We start from the raw sequence: 17,002 nt of genomic DNA, 5'->3' as shown, positions 1-17,002 counted from the left end.
CTCCGGTGCCGCGCGTGGGCGGCCAGCGGGGGTGGTCAGGCGGTCAGGGGTGCCCGTGGATCGGGTCGGGGCCAGGCCGGTAACCCGAACCCGGCCAACGGCAACACCGTCACCACCGGCACCGTGCCCGCCGTGCGAGGCCCGTCGACCACAGCGCGGACCTCGGCGGCGGCCGCGGGATCGACCCGGGCCAGGCAGTGCAGCGCGTCCCGGTAGCCGGTGAACGTGCGCTGCCGCAACACCGACTCACCGGCTGCCCGCGTCCGCCACACGGCCAACTCCCGGATTCCCATCCAGTGCGCCGGCCTGTAGTGCCCCTCCCAGGCACAACACCGGGTGGCACGGTGGAACACCGAGGCGACCTCGGGCAGGGCCGACCTGCGCTTGCCGAGTTCCTCGGTGACCACGCGCAACTGAGCGAGCCGCTCCAGTGCGGCGCCTTCCGGCACCGCCTCCCACAACCCGTCCAACAGGCGAGCGGCCTCGTTCAGTCGGTCGCGCCGCAGTTCATCCTCGGCCGACCACAGGTCCACCGTGAATTGCCCGGTCTCCGACATCACGACCGATCACCTTCCACGCCGGCCGCCCAGCACTCAGGCCGCCCCAGCCACGACGGCACACCCCAACCGCTCGCCGCACCGTCCATGACCGGCATCTGTGGCCACCCGGTGATCCAGTTGAGAAAACACGTCCGCGGTCCGGTAGTCATTTGTGGTGTCCGCGGTTCGGGGTCACCGATGTGCTCCCAGTCGATCCTGTCTTCGCTCCCGAGGATCAGCCGGGCCGCGCGGCAACGATCGCGGTCGAAGATCCACAGGGCGTCGGTGGTATCGCCTGCGCTCTGCCAGCCGACCAGGCCGACCGGAGCGCCACGCTCGTCGGGGAACGGGCAAAAAGCCCACCCGGCCTCTTTGATCTGCACCAGCCTGGCCAGCTGCGGAAACGCCCTGACGGCATCGTCGTTGGCGATCATCGCGTCACCGCCACCAGACGCAGGAACCAGTTCGGTTTGCGATGGTGGGCACACCACCGGTAGCGGGAGCAGTCGATATCCGCACCCAAGCAGGAACACCACCTGCCGGCTCGACCGTCGGCGACAGCTTCGTCCATGACCGCGTGGGCGCGTTGGTCGTCTTGGGCGGTGATCCAGGTGGTGAACAGCGGCTCTGTTGCAGCAACCATCATGATATCACCCTCTGTGCGTTATCCGTCGCGTAGAGTGCACCTTGACATCGATTGGTTCCCCGGACTGCCACAGCAGCGCCACAACCGGGTCGACTTGATTGATCGACGGCGTGAAATCAGGCTGTATGGAGGACACGGTCGAAGGAAGGAACGGAATGAGCGACGAGCGACCGACCCGCATCGGCACGCGGATCGCCGAGTTGAGGAAGATCCACGGCGCTACCCAGCGCGGGTTGTCCCTGCGCGCCAACGTGTCCTATTCCTTGCTGCGCAAGGTCGAATGCGGTGAGCGCCCGGCCAGCCACAGCTTCGTCGCCGCGATCGCCCGGGCGTTGTCGGTCAACGTCACCGACATCACCGAGCAGCCCTACGGCGTCCGCAACGCCTCTCCCGCCTCCGAACAGGCAGGCGTCCCGGCACTGCGGCAGGCCCTCGTCGAAGGCGACGACCCCGAACTCGACACCCCAACCCGCGGCATCGACGACCTGCGCGAAGCGGTCTCGCAGATCAAAGAGTGGGATCGACGCACCAAACACGCCGAGGCCGTGCGGGCGCTGCCAGACGTGCTACGACACCTGCACCGCGCAAGCCACGACCTGCCCGTGACCCAGCGTCCGCCGATCCACGAACTGCTCGCGGCGGCGTACTCCTACGCCGTCATCTCCCTCTACCGCCTGGGTCACCTCGACCTCGCCCACCTCGCCGACGAACGCGCCCGCACCGCCGCAACACGCGGTGACGACCCGCTGCGGACCGCGGTGGCCGAGTGGCACCACGCGCTGATCCTGCTGTTCGACGGCTCCTACCCCGCCGGACTGCGCGCGATCGACCGCGCCTCCGCGCTGACCGACCTCACACCGTCGCAACCCGCGACCCGGGCCGTCCGAGGTGCGCTGCACCTGCGTGCGGCCATCCTGGCCGCGCGGACCAGCAACACCGACCTGGCCGAGTCGCACCTGACCGAAGCCGACGCGCTGACCGCGCCCGGACAGGAACAGGCCAACTTCTACGGCACCAAGTTCAGCGCGCCCAACGTCGACATCCACCGGGTCGCCGTCCCCGTCGAACTCTCCGACGGCACCACCGCGATCAGCAGGGCCGCGTCCATACACCTGCCCGCCACCACCGCACCCAGCCGCAGTGGGCACTACTGGATCGACCTCTCGCGCGGCTGGCTGCTGCACGGCGACCGCCGCCGCGCCCTGGAGGCGTTGCACCAAGCCCGCCGGATCGCGCCACAGCTGACCCGCTACCACCCCCAGGTCCACGACACGGTGCACACACTGGCCGCCAACGACGCCCGCTCCACCGACAGCCTCGCCCACTTCGCCGCCTGGTGCGGCATCCACCGCTGACGAACAGGACCCATGAACGACAACGGTCAACCCGTCCTCTACGCCGTGGTCACCGGCTCACCCGCCGCCCGCGACGTCGACAAGCTCGTCGACCTCGCCCAAGCCGACGGCTGGGACGTCTGCGTCATCGCCTCCCCCGACGGACTCCGGTTCATCGACACCGACGCCCTCGCCGCCAAGACCGGGCACACCGTGCGCAGCAGGTACAAGGACCCCTACGCACCCGACATCCTCCCACCCGCCGATGCCATGATCGCCGCACCGATCACCTGCAACTCCCTGGCCAAGTGGGCAGCCGGGATCTCCGACACCCTGCCCCTGGGCCTGCTCGTCGAAGCCGTCGGCAAACACCAACCCGTGGTCGCGATGCCGTTCTCCAACCGGGCCCAGATCAGCTTCCCCGCCATCCAGGACGCCATGCGCAAACTCGCCGACTGGGGCGTCACCGTCCTCGTCGGCGACGAGGTCTACGAACAACACGACCCCGGCACCGGAGCCAACTACATCCACCTGTTCCCCTGGCACCTCGCCTGGCAGGCAGTGCTCGAACACCCGGCGCGACACTACAACCGCTAGGCACGCAGCGTCGAACGAGCAGCGTGGAGGAGTTGCCGATGAGCGCGGCCGAGGATTCCTCGCAGTTCCTGACCTGGGCGACACGGCGACCGGACGTGACCAGGTCGAGCACCTCGCGACGGAACTCGGGTGGGTACCTCTTGGGCATCGTGGGCTGTCCTCCGGACTACCAGGGGAACCTCACATTCCTCGGCGGCTGATCAACGAACACGAACCCCAGCAGCCTAAGCGCACTTCAAACTGCGTGGCCAACTTCTGCACCCACAAGTACGCCGCCCGCCCGGCATCGCAGATTCATGGCCCGCAAGTGAGCTCATCAGGAAGAACCTCCAGCGGAGTCATCGGCGCATCCAAGGTGAGTTGGTCCGACTCGGTTACCGCATCGCCGACCCGGCGGTCTGGCAGATCCCGCATGGCACGGGCATCATCGCCCACCTCGCACAGGCAGGGACCGTACAGCAGACCAGGGCCTCATCGCCGACCTCGGTCACCGGACGGGGTGACCGCGCTCCCTGCTCCGCGACCGCAACGGCGAGCACGGCCGAACCCAAGGGCCTCAAGACTCTTCCGCCGATACGACAACTGGCCCATGAATATTCCTACATCACGATTCCAGACCGCAGCGTTGCTTCAAGGCGCAGCACCGAACCCGCCAACCCGGCGCAAGATCGAAGTGGGGCCATCCGAGTGAATCCCACGTCTCGTTGTTTACCGGCTCTCGATATCGCCGGTAACGTCACCCCTACTGTCCGAGACGGGGGCCGGCGGCGCGCCGACCGGAAGTAGGGGAATAATCATAAATTCCTGACGCGAACGCGCATTGCGAGCGTTCCTGCGCAATCACAGCGGCCGCCGAAGCGCGCCGACGCTCGTCGTACATCCCATGGCACATTCCATGGTAGGCAGTTTCCATACGCCCTGGGGCGACTGCGGAAAGCAGGACTGCCAAGAGTGAAACCACCAACGGGGGACTTTTCCATGCCGACAGAAGAGTTGTTCGAGGACGCCGCGAACGGGCGCGCGGTGCGGAATTTCGCAGCGGAGATCACCTCAGCCTGGAAGGAAGTGCTCGGAACCGGTGCCGAGGTGAACACGGGGTTCATCGCCAATGGCGGGGACTCGCTCAAGGCCGTGCTGCTCGCCGACCGGATCTTCCGGCTGACCGGCCATGAGGTCGACTACCTGGAGGTTCTGGACGCCCCGGACGCCGCCACCCTCACCCGGGCCATCCCCGATGGCCGCGGTTAGCGGCCCGGCGAACCAGGACAGCCGCCCGGGACCCCGCAGAGACAGCCCGGGTGCGGACGGGGACACAGCGGTGCTGCCCCTCACGCTGAGCCAGTGCGACCTGTACGCAGCCGACCGGAGTGCCGAGGACCCCGCCACGTACAACTCCGCGCTGTTCCTGCGCATCGACGGTGCCCTCGACCTGGACCTCCTGCACACCCGGCTGGACGAGGTGCTCGCCGCCCATCCGTTGCTGAGCGCGCGGGTGGCGGAACACCACGATCGGCTGGTGTTCGCCCCGGCCCACAGGCCCTCGAAGCTGTTCGTCGCCGACGCCCCGGTCGACCCGGACGGGCCACTCGCCCAAGCCCGCCTGCGCCGGGAGGCGCTGCGCCCGTTCGACCTCGACAACGGTCCCCTGCTGCGCGTCGTCCTGGTCAGGCACAGCTCCCGGACTGCACACCTGTGCCTGACGGTTCATCACCTGCTCGTGGACGAAACGTCCATGGCGGTGCTCGCCCAGTGGCTGCTCGGTGACGTACCCGACGTGCCCGGCGAATCCTTCGCACAGTGGTCCCGGGGAAAGCACGAACTGCCGCCCGAGCGGCTCGGACGAGCCGCCGACCTCACCCGTGAACTCGCCCCCGGGGTATCAGCGGCTCTGGAATGGGCCCGCACCCCCGGTGCTCACGCGGCCGGACCGGCCTCAGCCGGGTCGTCCGACACGGTGCCCTTGCTGATCCCCGACGCGGTGTGGGACGCCGCGGGCGAACTGGCGGCCGGGCTCGGCCTCACCCACCACTCCCTGGTGCTCGCCGTCGCGGGGTTGGTGCTGAGCCGCAACAGCACGACCGCCCGGCCCGTGCTCGGCACCACCGTCTCCCGCCGCGCCCCTCGCCACGCAACCGCCATCGGCTACTTCAGCGCCACCGTGCCGGTGCCGCTGGACACCGGCGGCGCCCAAACCGTGGCCGGCTACCTGCGTCAGGCCCACAGGTCCGCCATGTCCGCTTACCGGAACGCCGATCTGCCGCTGTCGGCAGTGCTGCCCCCTGCCGACCGCGCCGGTCTGTCCCTGGTCGTCGTCCCCTGCCGGACGCTGCCCGACATCATCACGCCGGAACTGGCGGCGCGTCCCCTGCCGGACCCCGGGTTCGGACCAGCCCAGTTCCCGCTCGCCCTCTACCTCCGGCAAGACCTCGGTGGCGAGCAGCGCGGCCTGCTGCGCCACCGGCCGGCCGAGGTGGACACCACCGGGGCCACCGGCTTCTGCCGCCAACTGGAGGCCACGCTCACCACCATGGTCAAGAACCCGAACGCCCTCCTCTCCACCGTCGCCGCAACCGACCGTGTCGACACCGCCGAACCGCCGCTCGTCGACACCGCCGGAACCGACCTCGTCTCGCTCTTCGCCGAGCAGGCCACGCGGTTGTCCGGTCACACCGCGGTCAGCTGCGGGGATCAGCGACTGAGCTACCTCGAACTCGACGAACGCGCCACCGCGCTCGCCCTGTCCCTGGCCGAATCGGGTGTGCGCGCCGGTGACCGGGTGGGTGTCTGCCTGCGCCACGGCACCAACCTGGTCGTCGCCCTCCTCGCGGTGCTCAAGGCCGGTGCCGCCTACGTGCCCCTCAGTCCTGACTACCCGCGCGAACGGCTGGCGTTCATCGTCGAGGACACCGGCCTCACCACGGCCGTGACCGACCTTGACCCGGCACTGCTGCCGCCGCACGTGAAACTGCTCCCCGCCGACGCCGCGCCCGCCGACGCCGGAACCCCGTTGCCCGAACCGGACCCGGAGCGGGTGGCCTACGTCATCCACACCTCCGGCTCCACCGGCACCCCCAAGGGGGTTCTGGTACGGCACCGCAACGTAGTCGCCCTGCTGGCCGCAACGGCCGGCCCGGAGGGGTTCGGCTTCACCGAGCGGGACACCTGGTCCCTCTTCCACTCCTTCGCCTTCGACTTCTCCGTCTGGGAGGTGTGGGGGTGCCTGCTGACCGGCGGCCACCTGGTCGTCGTACCGCACTGGACCGCCCGCGACCCGGATGCCTTCCACGCCCTGCTCGTCGCCGAGCGCGTCACCGTGCTCAACCAGACCCCCTCCGCGTTCGCGCAGCTCCTCACCGCGGACGCAACCGCACCGGACCCGCTCTCCGTCCGCCTGCTGATCTTCGGCGGTGAACCGCTGGACACGCGGATGCTGCTGCCCTGGATGGATCGCCACCCGGAGCGGACCTGCCGCGTGGTCAACATGTACGGCATCACCGAGACCACCGTGCACTGCACGTGGCGCGACCTGACCCGGGCGGATGCCCTCGCCGGGACCCGATCGGTGGGACTCCCCCTGCCGGGGTGGCGGCTGTACGTCCTGGACGAGGAGAGGCGCCCAGTGGCCCCCGGGGTCCCGGGCGAGATCCACGTCGCGGGGAACGGCGTCACCGCCGGGTACCTCAACCGGCCCGAACTCACCGCCGAGCGCTTCCTGCCCGGAAGCCTCGCCGGGCTCCCGGAAGAGGTCCTCTACCGCTCCGGCGACCGCGGCCGGGTGCTGCCGAACGGAGAACTGGAGCACCTGGGCCGACTCGACGACCAGGTCAAGGTCCGCGGTCACCGCATCGAACTCGGCGAGATCCGCGGCGCGCTCCTGGCCCATCCCGCCGTCACCGGGGCCGCGGCGGTCGTCCGCGACGCCCACGACGCGGCCATCTCGCGGATCGACGCCTACGTGGTCGGCTCCGGCACCGCTCCCGACCTCGCGGAGCTGCGCCGGTGGCTGGCCTCAAGTCTGCCCGCGCACATGCTGCCTGCGACCCTTACCCCGGTGTCGTCGCTACCGCTGACCGTCAACGGAAAGCTGGATGCGACCCGGTTGCCCCAGCCCACGCGCGGTGGCGACACCGACCCTCCGAAGGCGACCACCGACACCGGCACGGACGTGCCTCCCGGGGAGCCGGCAGACGCGGCGAGCCTGCTGGCCCGGGTGTGGCAGCAGCTCCTCGGCGTCCCCGTGCGACGCGACGACAACTTCTTCGAACTGGGCGGAAATTCGCTGCTGGCGGTGCGCCTGAACGCACTCCAGCGCTCCAACGGCTTCCGCGGTTCCCAGCTCAAGCACATATTCCGCAACCCGACCCCGCGCCGCCTCGCGGACGTCATCGGTCCGCCCTCCGACGGGCGCGCCCGCCAGGAGGAAGCGTGAGCGAGAACAGCCACGACGAGCACCCCGGCACGGCCCCGGAGGGGAGGGACGCCGTCGCCGTCATCGGCCTGTCCTTGCGAGTGCCCGGTAGCGCGGACCCCCGGGCCTTCTGGGCGGCGATCGCCGACGGAGTCGTCTCCCTGCCGGCCGCCACCACACCCGGCGACCGGCTGCGCGCGGGGCAGATCGACCGGTTCGACCGGTTCGACGCCGAGTTGTTCGGCATGCTGCCCTCCCAGGCCGCGGCCACCGATCCCCAGCACCGGGTCCTCACCGAAGTGGCCTGGCAGGCGTTGGAGGACGCCGGGGTCGACCCCGAACGCACCCAAGACCGCATCGGGGTGTTCGTCGGGTGCGGTAGTGAGACGTACTACCGCGACCACGTCCTCAAGGACGAGAAGATCCTGCTCGCGCTCGGTGCCGAACAGCTCGCCCTCGGGAACTCCCGCGATTTCCTCGCCACCGGCCTGGCCTACCGACTCGGTCTGACCGGCCCGGCCATCACTGTGCAGACCGCCTGCTCCACCTCTCTGGTCGCGGTGCACCAGGCGATCCGCAGCCTGCTCACCTACGAGTGCGACATCGCGATAGCCGGCGGGGCCACGGTGCACCTCGACGCGGAGCAGGGCTACGCGTTCGCCGAGGGCGGTGTCACCTCGCCCGACGGCCGGTGCCGCGCATTCACCGAGGGCGCGGCGGGGACCGTGCCCTCCAGCGGAGCCGGCATCGTGGTGCTGCGCCGGGTGTCCAACCTGCCCGGCACCGGCGAGAGCGCCCGCGCCCACCTGCTGGGGAGTGCCGTCAACAACGACGGCGCCGCTCGCATGAGCCTCACCGCGCCGAGCCCGCAGGGCCAGGCCGACGTCCTGCGCGAGGCACTGGCCGTCGCCGGGCTGGAACCGCGCGATGTCGGCTACGTCGAGACCCACGGCACCGGCACGATCCTCGGCGACCAGGTCGAGCTCGCGGCGCTGGCCGAGGTCTACGGGCAACGGCCCGCCGATTCCGTCCTCACGCTGGGGGCGGTGAAGCCGAGCATCGGCCACTGCGACTCGGCGGCCGGTGTCATCGGCCTGATCAAGGCGGTCCTCGCGGTCGAGGCGGGCGTACTGCCGCCAACCCCGTCCCAACCCGGCGACGGCGCCGACGCAGAGCTGGGCTGCGCCTCCTTCGAACTGCCCCGCGTCGCGCGGCCCTGGCCCACCGACCGGCCCCGTACCGCGGGGGTCAGCTCGTTCGGGCTCGGCGGCACCAACTGCCACGTGCTGCTGTCCGCGGCGCCCCGATCCACCGATCCGGTCGAGCACGACCCGGCGGGTCAGGCCACGCCTCACCTCGCCGTGCTGTCCGCAGCCACCCCCGAAGCCCTCCGGGACAAAGCTCGCGACCTGGCCGCGTGGCTCGGCGTTGACGGCGCCGAACTCCCCCTGGGCGAGATCACCGGCACGCTGTGGCACCACCGCAGGGCACTACCCGAACGGTGGGCCACCGTCCTGCCCACCAACCCCGCCGAGGCCCGCGACCACCTGGTGGCCGAGCTGACCGCGGCGGCCGGCAACGGCGGACGCCGCGCCGTGACCGCTCCGTTGCTCGCCGCCGTGCTGCCCGGTCAGGGTGTCGACCTGGCCGGCGCGGGAGCGGGTCTCGCCGCCGGGGACGAGCGGTTCGCCGCCGACCTGGCCGAACTCGCCGCCGAGGTGCGCCGGGCCGGCGGACCCGACCTGGCCGACGCCCGGAACTGGCTCGCCGGCGATCCGCGCCTGGTCGACACCACCTTCGTCCAGCCCTTGTTGTTCATCCTCGGACTGGCCGGCCTTCGCCAGGCCGAGCGACACGGCCTCACTCCGGGGTTGCTGCTCGGCCACAGCATCGGCGAGCTGACCGCAGCCGCCCACGCGGGTGTTTTCTCCACGGCCGACGCGGCGGCCGCCGTCGTGCGCCGAGGACACCTGATGGCCGCTGCGGAACCCGGGGCGATGACCGCCGTGCGCGCCGGAGAGGACACCGCGGTACGGCTCGCAGCCGGCTTGGAGGTGGACGTGTGCGTGCTCAACGGACTGGACAACACCGTCTGCGGCGGCCGCGAAACGGCTCTGGTCGCCTTCGAAGCGCGCTGCGGCGAGGCCGGGATCCGCACCAAGCGCCTGCCGATCGCCCGCGCCGCCCATTCGCGCTCGATGGTCGGCCCCGCCGAGGAGTTCGGGGCTTTCGTCGCCTCCCTGTCCCTGTCGGTACCCGCGGTCCCCATCATCTCCGGGCTCACCGGGTCGTTGCTCACCGAAGCCCAAGCGGTCGACCCGGCTTACTGGGGACGCCAGATGAGCAACCCGGTCCGCTTCACGGACGCGGTCACCACGCTGCTCGACACCCGCCCGGACACCGTCCTCGGCCTGCACCGGGCCCACGCGGCCACCGCGGAGGTCCGCCGGGCGGCCTCGGCCGCGCAGTGCGACGTCCTCGTCGTCGACGCGTCGGACCGCCGCGGCTCGGACGAGACCGCCGAATGGCACGACGCCTTGGCGGTGCTGTGGACAGCGGGCCACCCGCTGGCCGACCCGGCATGGCCCGCACGCGCCGTGACGCTGCCGCCCTACCCCTTCACCGGCAACCGCCACTGGGTGGAGTCTTCGACGTCCCAGGCCCCCGAGGTCCACCCGCCGGCCGTTGCGACTGCGACGGATCCGGTTCTCGTGGCCGATGGCGCCGACCCGTTCCCGGCCGCCGGTGCGGAGCCGTCCGGAGAAGCGTCGACGGCCGACGCCGTCCGCGACATCTGGCAGGGGGCGTTCGGCATCACCGGACTGCGGCCAGAAGACAACTTCTTCGACCTCGGCGGCACCTCCTTGCACGCCGCCCACCTGGTCAGCGTCGTCAACGACGCCCTCATGGTGGAGATCCGGCTCCAAGACCTCTACGAGAACTCCTCCCTCGCCGGGTTCACGGCCCGGACCGCGGAACTCGTCGCGGAACGCGACGACGAGGCCCTGTTGCTCCTGTTGGAGGAGATCGAGAACGAGAACGGGCAGAACCATGAGTGATCTCTCCTCGCGCCTCGACGCGCTGAACCCGGAACAGCGGCGCCGGCTGAGCGCGGGTCTGCGAAGCCAGCGTGCCGGGCAGTTGCAGGCCCCGGTGGCACTGCCCGAGCACCTGCGCCGCAGCCTCTACTTCTTCGCCAGCGCCGACCAGGCCGACGCCGCCGCCTACTACGCCTTCGTCCTGGAAGCCGCCGCCAAGGCCGACGCGGCGGGCCAGCACGCCGTGTGGTTCCCGGAGCGGCACTTCGTCGATTTCGGTGGTTTCTCGCCCAACCCGGCGCTGCTGGCCGCCGCGGTCGCCACCCGCACCCGCACCATCCGGATCCACGCGGGCAGCGTGGCCGCCCCGCTGCACCACCCGGCCCGCATCGCCGAGGAGTGGGCGGTCGTGGACGTTCTCTCCGGCGGCCGCGTCGGCCTCTCCTTCGGCAGCGGCTGGCACCCGGACGACTTCGCCCTGGCCCGTGACGACTACCGGGAACGGCGCGAGGTCACCGGCCGCACCATCGAGGACGTGCGCGCCCTGTGGCGCGGCGAGGCCCTGCCGTACCCGTCCACCGCGGGCACCACGACCGAGGTTTCGACCCGCCCTCGGCCCGTCCAGGAGGAGCTGCCGGTGTGGCTCACCGCCACCGGCACACCCCAGACCTTCGTCACCGCCGCCCGGGCCGGCTACGGGGTGGCGACCGCGCTCCTCGGGCAGACGTTGCCCGCCCTGCGGGAGAACATCGCCCGCTACCGGCAGGAGTGGCAGGACGCGGGACATCCCGGCGCGGGCGACGTCGTGGTCATGACACACGCACACGTCAGCGATCGACCGGACCTGGAGGACTTCCTCCGCCCGGCCATGCACGCCTACCTGCGGTCCTTCCGCAGGCAGACGGGGGGAAGTGATGAATTCGTGCTCCTGGAGAACGCCTACCTCGACTTCCTGACCGGCCCCTCGCTGCTCGGCAGCCCGGCCAAGGCCCGCGCCGTCCTCGCCGACCTGGCCGCGGCCGGCGCCGACGAGGTCGGCTGCCTGATCGACTTCGGGCTCCCGGCCACCGATGTCCTGGAGTCGCTGCCCGCCTTGTTCCACCTCGGTGCCGCGGCCGTGGAGAGGTCCGCGTGAACACTCCCGCCGACCAGCGGCTGACGACCCGGCTCGCCCGGCTCACCCCCGCTCAGCGCGCGGCGCTCACCCATCGGCTCGCCGCCCGCCACGGCCCGGTGCTGCGGCCCAGGCCAGGGCCGCGGGACCGGTTCCCGCTCGGCATGGACCAGGAACGCCTGTGGATCCTCGACCAGCTCGATCCGGGAACCACCACCTACACCCTCGGCTACGGGCTGCGCGTGCTCGGAGCCTTCGACCTGGACCTCTTCAGCCGCGCCGCGGACAGCCTGGTGAGCCGCCACGACCTGCTGCGCTCCGGCGCCGAGGCCGAGGACGGCCGCCCCTACCTGCGGGTGCACCCCGACCGGCGGGCGGACCTCGGCTACACCGACCTGACGGCCGCCGACACCACCGCCGTGCCCGCCGACGAGGCCGAGCGGCGCCGGCAGGAGTTCATCGCCGCGCAGGTCCGCCGCCCTTTCGCCCTCGCCACCGACCCGGTGTTGCGCCTCGCGGTGGCCAAGGTCGCCGAGGACGACCACCAGGTCGTGGAGACCATGCCGCACTCGTTCGTCGACCAGTGGTCGTACGTGCGCCTCAACGAGGAGCTCCTGGAGCACTACCGGGCCCTGGCCGAGGGGCGTGCGCCGCGTGTCGCCGAGATGCCGGTGCAGTTCGGCGACTGGGCCCACTGGCAGCGCGAGTGCTTCGCCGGTCCACAGGGCGCCCGCCACCGGGACTTCTGGCGCACGTTCCTGGACGGCGTCCCCGAGCACCTCGCCCTGCCCTACGACCGCAGTCCCAACACCTCCGACCACGCCGGCGAGCACTACGGCTTCATCCTCGACGGGGCTGTCGCCGAATCCTTCTTCCGCCGCGCGCGGGAGGTCCGCACCACCCCGGCGACGGCGATGACCGCCGCGTACGCCGCGCTGCTGTACGAGCGCACCGGGCAGCGCGACCTGGTGATCGGGATCCCCACCGCCACCCGCGGCGAGCCGGAGGCGGCACCGCTGATCGGGTTCCTGCTGACCAGCATCCCACTGCGGATCCGGCTGCCCGAGGACCCCACCCCGCTGGACGTGCTCGCGGCCACGACCGCTGCCGCCGCCGCCGTAGCCGATCACCGTGAAGTGCCCTTCGGGGAGATCGTCGAGGCCACCACCCCCGGCCGGTCCGCCACCCGGTACCCGCTGCTGCGGACCATGCTGGTGCAGTTGGACATCGACGACTCGCGGCCCCTGGAACTGCCCGGCGCCGAGGTGTACGCCAACGCCGTGCCCGAGGGCATCTCCACGATGGACCTGACCACCGCCTGGTGGCGGGTGGGGAAGGTCGTCTACGGGCGCATGGAGTACCGGACGGCGCTGTTCGACCACGCCACCGTCGCCGACCTGGCCGACCGCCTGCTCCAGCTCGTCGAGCAGTTCGCGGAACGCCCCGACGAGCCGCTGCGGCGGCCCGCCCCGCCGCCGCCGGCACCGCCGCCCCCTCTGCTCGGCCACGACGCCGGAGCCGGCACGGTGGCCGGCGGACCGGTCGACGCGGCGGTCCTGGACCGGGTCACCGCCGCCTGGGGGCACGTGCTCGGCGTCGAACGCGCCGACCCCGACGCGGTGTTCTTCACCAGCGGCGGCACCTCGCTGCTCGCCGTCCGGCTCACCCACCGACTGCGCGCCGACGACCTCACCGTCACCCTCAAGGACGTCTTCACCCACCCGACCCCGGCCGGGCTCGCCCGCGTCCTCGGCACGCGCCACGACGCCCCGGCGGACCGCGCGCCCGCCCCCTCGCCCGGACCTCCCGGCCCCGAGCAGGAGATGCTCCTGAGGAGCGGGCTGTCCCGGGTGGAGGACCTCTCGCACAGCCACGTCCTCACCTCGGACCGCCGCCTGGACCCGGAGCGCTTGCGCCGGGCGGCCCGGGAGGTGGTCCGCGCCCACCCGACGCTGACCACCACCCTGCGCCCCGACCGCGTCCTCGGCACCCGGCTCGTGCCCGGCGCGGACTGGCGCTGGTCGACGGAGCCCGCCGGCGTCGCCCCGGAGCGGGTGGTGGACGCCCAGCGGGCGGACTTCGACCGCGTCACCGGGCCGCTGTTCGCCGTCAGCCTCCTGCCCGGGGCGCCCGGCGAGGCGGACCGCGTCGTCCTCAGCGCGAGCCACCTGGTCATCGACGGCATGTCCTGGGGCATCGTCATCGCCGACCTGGCCGCCGCTTACCGGGGCCGGCCGCTGGTGGCCGAACGCGCCGGGTACGCCGAACACGCCGCCGTCGTGCGGGCACTGGACCCGGCGCCGCACGCCGGGTACTGGCGGGCCCAGACGAGCGGGACCGGCCACTACCGCTGGCGCCTGGACGGCCCCAACACCTATGCCCGCGAGCGGTCGTCGGAGGTGTCGGTGGCGCTGCCGCCCGGCGGCCACGGCACGCTGCGGGCCGCCGCGCTCACCTCCGTCGCCCGCGCGCTGCGGCGCTGGGCACCGCACGACCAGCCGTCGGTGTGGCTGATCGGCCTGGGCCGCGACCCGCTGGCCGCGCTGCCCGAGTGGGACCCGGACCGGGCCGTCGGGTTCTACGCGTCCGCCCACCCCTTCCGGGTGCCGCTCACCGGCGGCTCGGCCCGGGACGACCTGCGCGCCACCGCCGCCGCGCTGCGCGGGGTCCCCGACTCCGGCAAGACGTTCGGGATGCTGGTCTGCGCCGCCGATCCCGACCTGCGCGCGGAGTTCGCCGCGCTGGAACGGCCCCGGGTGATCGTGAACCACCTGGGCGAACTGACCTCCCCCGTTGACGGTTCGGACGGCCCCTTCACCGCATCGGCGCAGGTCGCCGCCCGTGGCAACACCGAGGTGGAGCGCGAGGTGGACGTGGACGTGACGGTCGGGGTGCGCGACGGCCACGCCGTGCTGCGCTGGCTGCACAACCCCGACGCCGTCGACCCGGCCGCGGTCCGCGAGGCCGCCGAGGTGGCGGCCCGCGAGTTGCGCGGGTTGTTCGAGGTGGCGCGGCAGGCCCGGGGCCCGGTCGGCGTTCCGGGCGCGACGGGGGTCACCGGGGAAACGATGGAACGCCTCTTCGCACGACTCAGCCGAGAGCGCCGCGGGCACCAGGGGGAACAGGCATGACCAAGAGCACCACGGCGGCCGTCCGGCGCCGCAGCCCGCTCGTGTTCCTGCTGGTGGCCCAGTACCTGTCGGCCTTCGGCAACGCCATCACGATCGTGACGGTGCCCCTGTACGTCCTGCACACCACCGGTTCGGCCGTCACCACCGGTCTCGCCGGGTTCGTCGGCGCCCTGCCGATGATCTTCGCGGGCGCTGTCGGCGGCGTCCTGGTCGACCGGTTCGGCGGACGCAGGCTGAGCGTGCTGTCCGACCTCTCCGCGGGAATCCTGGTGCTGCTCGTGCCGCTCCTGGACGCCACCACCGGGCTGCCCGTCCCGCTGCTGCTCGCGCTGCTGTTCGCCCGCACGATCGTGGCGACCCCTGCCACCGCCGCCCGGATGACGCTCCTCAAACCCGTCATCGAGGGCGCCGGGGCCCGGCTGGAGAGCGTGAACTCCTGGTACCAGGCAGCCCCCCGGCTCGGTCTCGTGGCAGGGGCGCCCCTGGCCGGCGTGCTGATCGCGGCGAGCGGCTCGGCCGTCGGCATGTACGTCGACGCCGCGACCTTCCTCGTCGCCGCCGCGCTGGTCGCCTTCGCGGTGCCGGTCACCGAGAGGACGAGGTCCCGGGAGGAACTGGCGGCCGGGCCCGGCTTCTTCGGCCAGCTCCGCGAAGGCGTGGCGCTCATCCGCACCATGCCGGTGATCGGCGCGATGACCGCCTTCGTCGTCGTCACCAACTTCCTCGACGACGCCTTCACCCCGCTGTTCCTGCCGGTCTACGCCCAGGACGTCCTGCGCAGCAGCGCGGCCCTGGGGTGGTTCCTCGGCGCCGTCGGCGTCGGCGCCATCGTCGGCACCCTGCTGTACGGCCCCGCCAGCCGGAACATCCTGGCCAACCGCCGCTACACCCTGTTCGGCTGCTTCGCGGTCGTGGGCGTGCTGCGGATGATGCTCTACTTCGAACCCGGCGCCCTCGGGGTGACGGTGATCTGCTTCCTGGTCGGCGTGGCCGGCGGACCGCTCAACCCGATGCTCTCGACGGTCATGCTCGAACGCGTCCCCGAGGAGCTGCGCGGCCGGGTCTTCGGCCTCACCGGCGCCATGGCCCTCACCGCCGCCCCGATCGGCGTGCTGACCGCCGGGTGGCTGGTGGACCTGGCCGGGCTGCGCGTGCCGATGCTCTGCTTCGCCCTCGTCTACCTCGTCCTGATCGCCGTCAGCTGGCGGTCGCCCGGCCTGCGCGCCATGGACGAGCGGCCGGGTGCCGGCGGTGACCGGGACGGGCCCGCCGCGCCGGAGCAGGGCGCGCGGATCGCGCCCGACGCGGACCCGGAGCCCACGTCGGGCAGGGGGGCGACGGTCCGATGACCGCGGCGCACCCGACCGTCGGCGTCCTCGAAGGGCGCACGGCGGTGATCACCGGGGCCGCGCGGGGCGCGGGGCGCGCCTGCGCGCTGGCCTTCGCGGCCCAAGGCGCGGACCTGGTCCTGCTCGACGTGGCCGCCCCGGTGCCCGGCGTGCCCTACCCGATGGGCACCGCGAGCCAGCTCGACCACACCGCCGACACCTGCCGCCGCCTCGGCGCCGACGTCCTCACCGCGGCCGTCGACGTCCGGGACCTCCAGGCCCTGACCGAGCTGCGCGAGCGGACCCACGACCGGTTCGGCGCGCCGCACGTGCTCGTCAACAACGCGGGCATCGTGGCCCCTTCCGGCCGGCCGGTGCACGAGACGTCGGAGGCGGATTGGCAACTGGTGGTGGACGTCGACCTCGGCGGCGCCTGGCGCGCCACCAAGGTGTTCGCCCCCGCCATGGTGGAACGCCGCTCCGGGGCGATCGTCAACATCGCCTCCACGGCGGGTCTGGTGGGCTACCGCAACTTCGCCGGGTACGTCGCGGCCAAGCACGGCCTGGTCGGCCTCACCAAGGCCAGCGCCCTCGACTACGCCTCGTACGGCGTGCGCGTCAACGCGGTGTGCCCCGGCAACATCCGGGACGAACCCGCCGTGGAGGGGCGGATGCTCTCCGAGGTCGCCCGGGTGCTCGACGTCCCCTTGGCCGAGCACGAGGAGCTGTTCACCGCCGATCAGCCGATGCACAGGCTGGTCGAGCCGGCCGACGTGGCCGCCGCCGCGCTCTGGCTCGCCTGCGACGCCTCCCAGCGCGTCACCGGCACCACCGTGACCGTCGACGCGGGCTATTCGGCCCGGTGAC

12 protein-coding genes are annotated in these 17,002 nt (G+C 72.2%); 9 read left to right on the top strand and 3 right to left on the bottom strand.

The genetic code is table 11. The annotated features are described in order from the left end of the window. Nucleotides 1-35: 35 nt before the first annotated feature. Genes ACFP3R_RS20990 through ACFP3R_RS20980 form a run of 3 tightly spaced genes read right to left on the bottom strand, consistent with a single transcriptional unit; the run spans nucleotide 36 to nucleotide 1,185 of the window. Nucleotides 36-560, bottom strand: a complete 525-nt coding sequence (locus ACFP3R_RS20990; protein ID WP_380638054.1) for a hypothetical protein — start codon at nucleotides 558-560, stop codon at nucleotides 36-38. Then, the gene (locus ACFP3R_RS20985) at nucleotides 557-973 is read right to left on the bottom strand and encodes a hypothetical protein (RefSeq protein ID WP_380638053.1); all 417 of its coding nucleotides are present in this window, start codon (nucleotides 971-973) and stop codon (nucleotides 557-559) included. The genes ACFP3R_RS20990 and ACFP3R_RS20985 overlap by 4 nt, the downstream gene beginning before the upstream one ends. Then, nucleotides 970-1,185 (bottom strand): hypothetical protein, encoded by a 216-nt coding sequence (locus ACFP3R_RS20980; RefSeq protein ID WP_380638052.1) that lies wholly within the window; start codon nucleotides 1,183-1,185, stop codon nucleotides 970-972. Before ACFP3R_RS20980 ends, ACFP3R_RS20985 begins: the two co-directional genes overlap by 4 nt. 98 nt (nucleotides 1,186-1,283) lie before the next feature. On the opposite strand from ACFP3R_RS20980, the gene ACFP3R_RS20975 reads away from it, so the two are divergent. From ACFP3R_RS20975 to ACFP3R_RS20935, 9 genes are all read left to right on the top strand, one after another. Then, nucleotides 1,284-2,540, top strand: a complete 1,257-nt coding sequence (locus ACFP3R_RS20975) for a hypothetical protein (RefSeq protein WP_380638051.1) — start codon at nucleotides 1,284-1,286, stop codon at nucleotides 2,538-2,540. A 12-nt stretch (nucleotides 2,541-2,552) separates the two neighbouring features. Continuing rightward, on the top strand, nucleotides 2,553-3,116 hold the full coding sequence (locus ACFP3R_RS20970) for a flavoprotein (protein ID WP_380638050.1): 564 nt from the start codon (nucleotides 2,553-2,555) through the stop codon (nucleotides 3,114-3,116). Between the two features lie 978 nt (nucleotides 3,117-4,094). Then, entirely contained in the window at nucleotides 4,095-4,364 is a 270-nt protein-coding gene (locus ACFP3R_RS20965; protein WP_380638049.1) for a phosphopantetheine-binding protein, read from the top strand. A gap of 70 nt (nucleotides 4,365-4,434) precedes the next feature. Then, on the top strand, nucleotides 4,435-7,545 hold the full coding sequence (locus ACFP3R_RS20960) for a non-ribosomal peptide synthetase (RefSeq protein ID WP_380638048.1): 3,111 nt from the start codon (nucleotides 4,435-4,437) through the stop codon (nucleotides 7,543-7,545). Further along, nucleotides 7,542-10,583: a type I polyketide synthase gene (locus ACFP3R_RS20955; protein ID WP_380638047.1), complete on the top strand. Its 3,042-nt coding sequence runs from the start codon at nucleotides 7,542-7,544 to the stop codon at nucleotides 10,581-10,583. Before ACFP3R_RS20960 ends, ACFP3R_RS20955 begins: the two co-directional genes overlap by 4 nt. Further along, a complete protein-coding gene (locus ACFP3R_RS20950) occupies nucleotides 10,576-11,697 on the top strand; it encodes a MupA/Atu3671 family FMN-dependent luciferase-like monooxygenase (protein WP_380638046.1) in 1,122 nt (373 codons plus the stop codon). The genes ACFP3R_RS20955 and ACFP3R_RS20950 overlap by 8 nt, the downstream gene beginning before the upstream one ends. After that, entirely contained in the window at nucleotides 11,694-14,807 is a 3,114-nt protein-coding gene (locus ACFP3R_RS20945) for a condensation domain-containing protein (RefSeq protein WP_380638045.1), read from the top strand. Before ACFP3R_RS20950 ends, ACFP3R_RS20945 begins: the two co-directional genes overlap by 4 nt. Then, nucleotides 14,804-16,156 (top strand): MFS transporter, encoded by a 1,353-nt coding sequence (locus ACFP3R_RS20940; protein ID WP_380638044.1) that lies wholly within the window; start codon nucleotides 14,804-14,806, stop codon nucleotides 16,154-16,156. Before ACFP3R_RS20945 ends, ACFP3R_RS20940 begins: the two co-directional genes overlap by 4 nt. Then, nucleotides 16,153-17,001 (top strand): SDR family oxidoreductase, encoded by an 849-nt coding sequence (locus ACFP3R_RS20935; RefSeq protein WP_380638043.1) that lies wholly within the window; start codon nucleotides 16,153-16,155, stop codon nucleotides 16,999-17,001. Before ACFP3R_RS20940 ends, ACFP3R_RS20935 begins: the two co-directional genes overlap by 4 nt. Nucleotide 17,002: the final 1 nt, after the last annotated feature.

It is taken from the genome of Saccharothrix lopnurensis, from assembly GCF_042658445.1.
Taxonomy (GTDB): Bacteria; Actinomycetota; Actinomycetes; order Mycobacteriales; family Pseudonocardiaceae; genus Actinosynnema; species Actinosynnema lopnurensis.
The sequence above is the reverse complement of the archived record's forward strand: the minus strand, read 5'-3'. Positions and strand labels throughout refer to the sequence as shown.

Excerpts from the sequence above, each read along its gene's own strand:
- ACFP3R_RS20985 (WP_380638053.1), bottom strand. The coding sequence starts at position 973 with ATGATCGCCAACGACGATGCCGTCAGGGCGTTTCCGCAGCTGGCCAGG.
- ACFP3R_RS20980 (WP_380638052.1), bottom strand. The coding sequence starts at position 1,185 with ATGATGGTTGCTGCAACAGAGCCGCTGTTCACCACCTGGATCACCGCC.
- ACFP3R_RS20970 (WP_380638050.1), top strand. The coding sequence starts at position 2,553 with ATGAACGACAACGGTCAACCCGTCCTCTACGCCGTGGTCACCGGCTCA.
- ACFP3R_RS20965 (WP_380638049.1), top strand. The coding sequence starts at position 4,095 with ATGCCGACAGAAGAGTTGTTCGAGGACGCCGCGAACGGGCGCGCGGTG.
- ACFP3R_RS20950 (WP_380638046.1), top strand. The coding sequence starts at position 10,576 with ATGAGTGATCTCTCCTCGCGCCTCGACGCGCTGAACCCGGAACAGCGG.
- ACFP3R_RS20940 (WP_380638044.1), top strand. The coding sequence starts at position 14,804 with ATGACCAAGAGCACCACGGCGGCCGTCCGGCGCCGCAGCCCGCTCGTG.
- ACFP3R_RS20935 (WP_380638043.1), top strand. The coding sequence starts at position 16,153 with ATGACCGCGGCGCACCCGACCGTCGGCGTCCTCGAAGGGCGCACGGCG.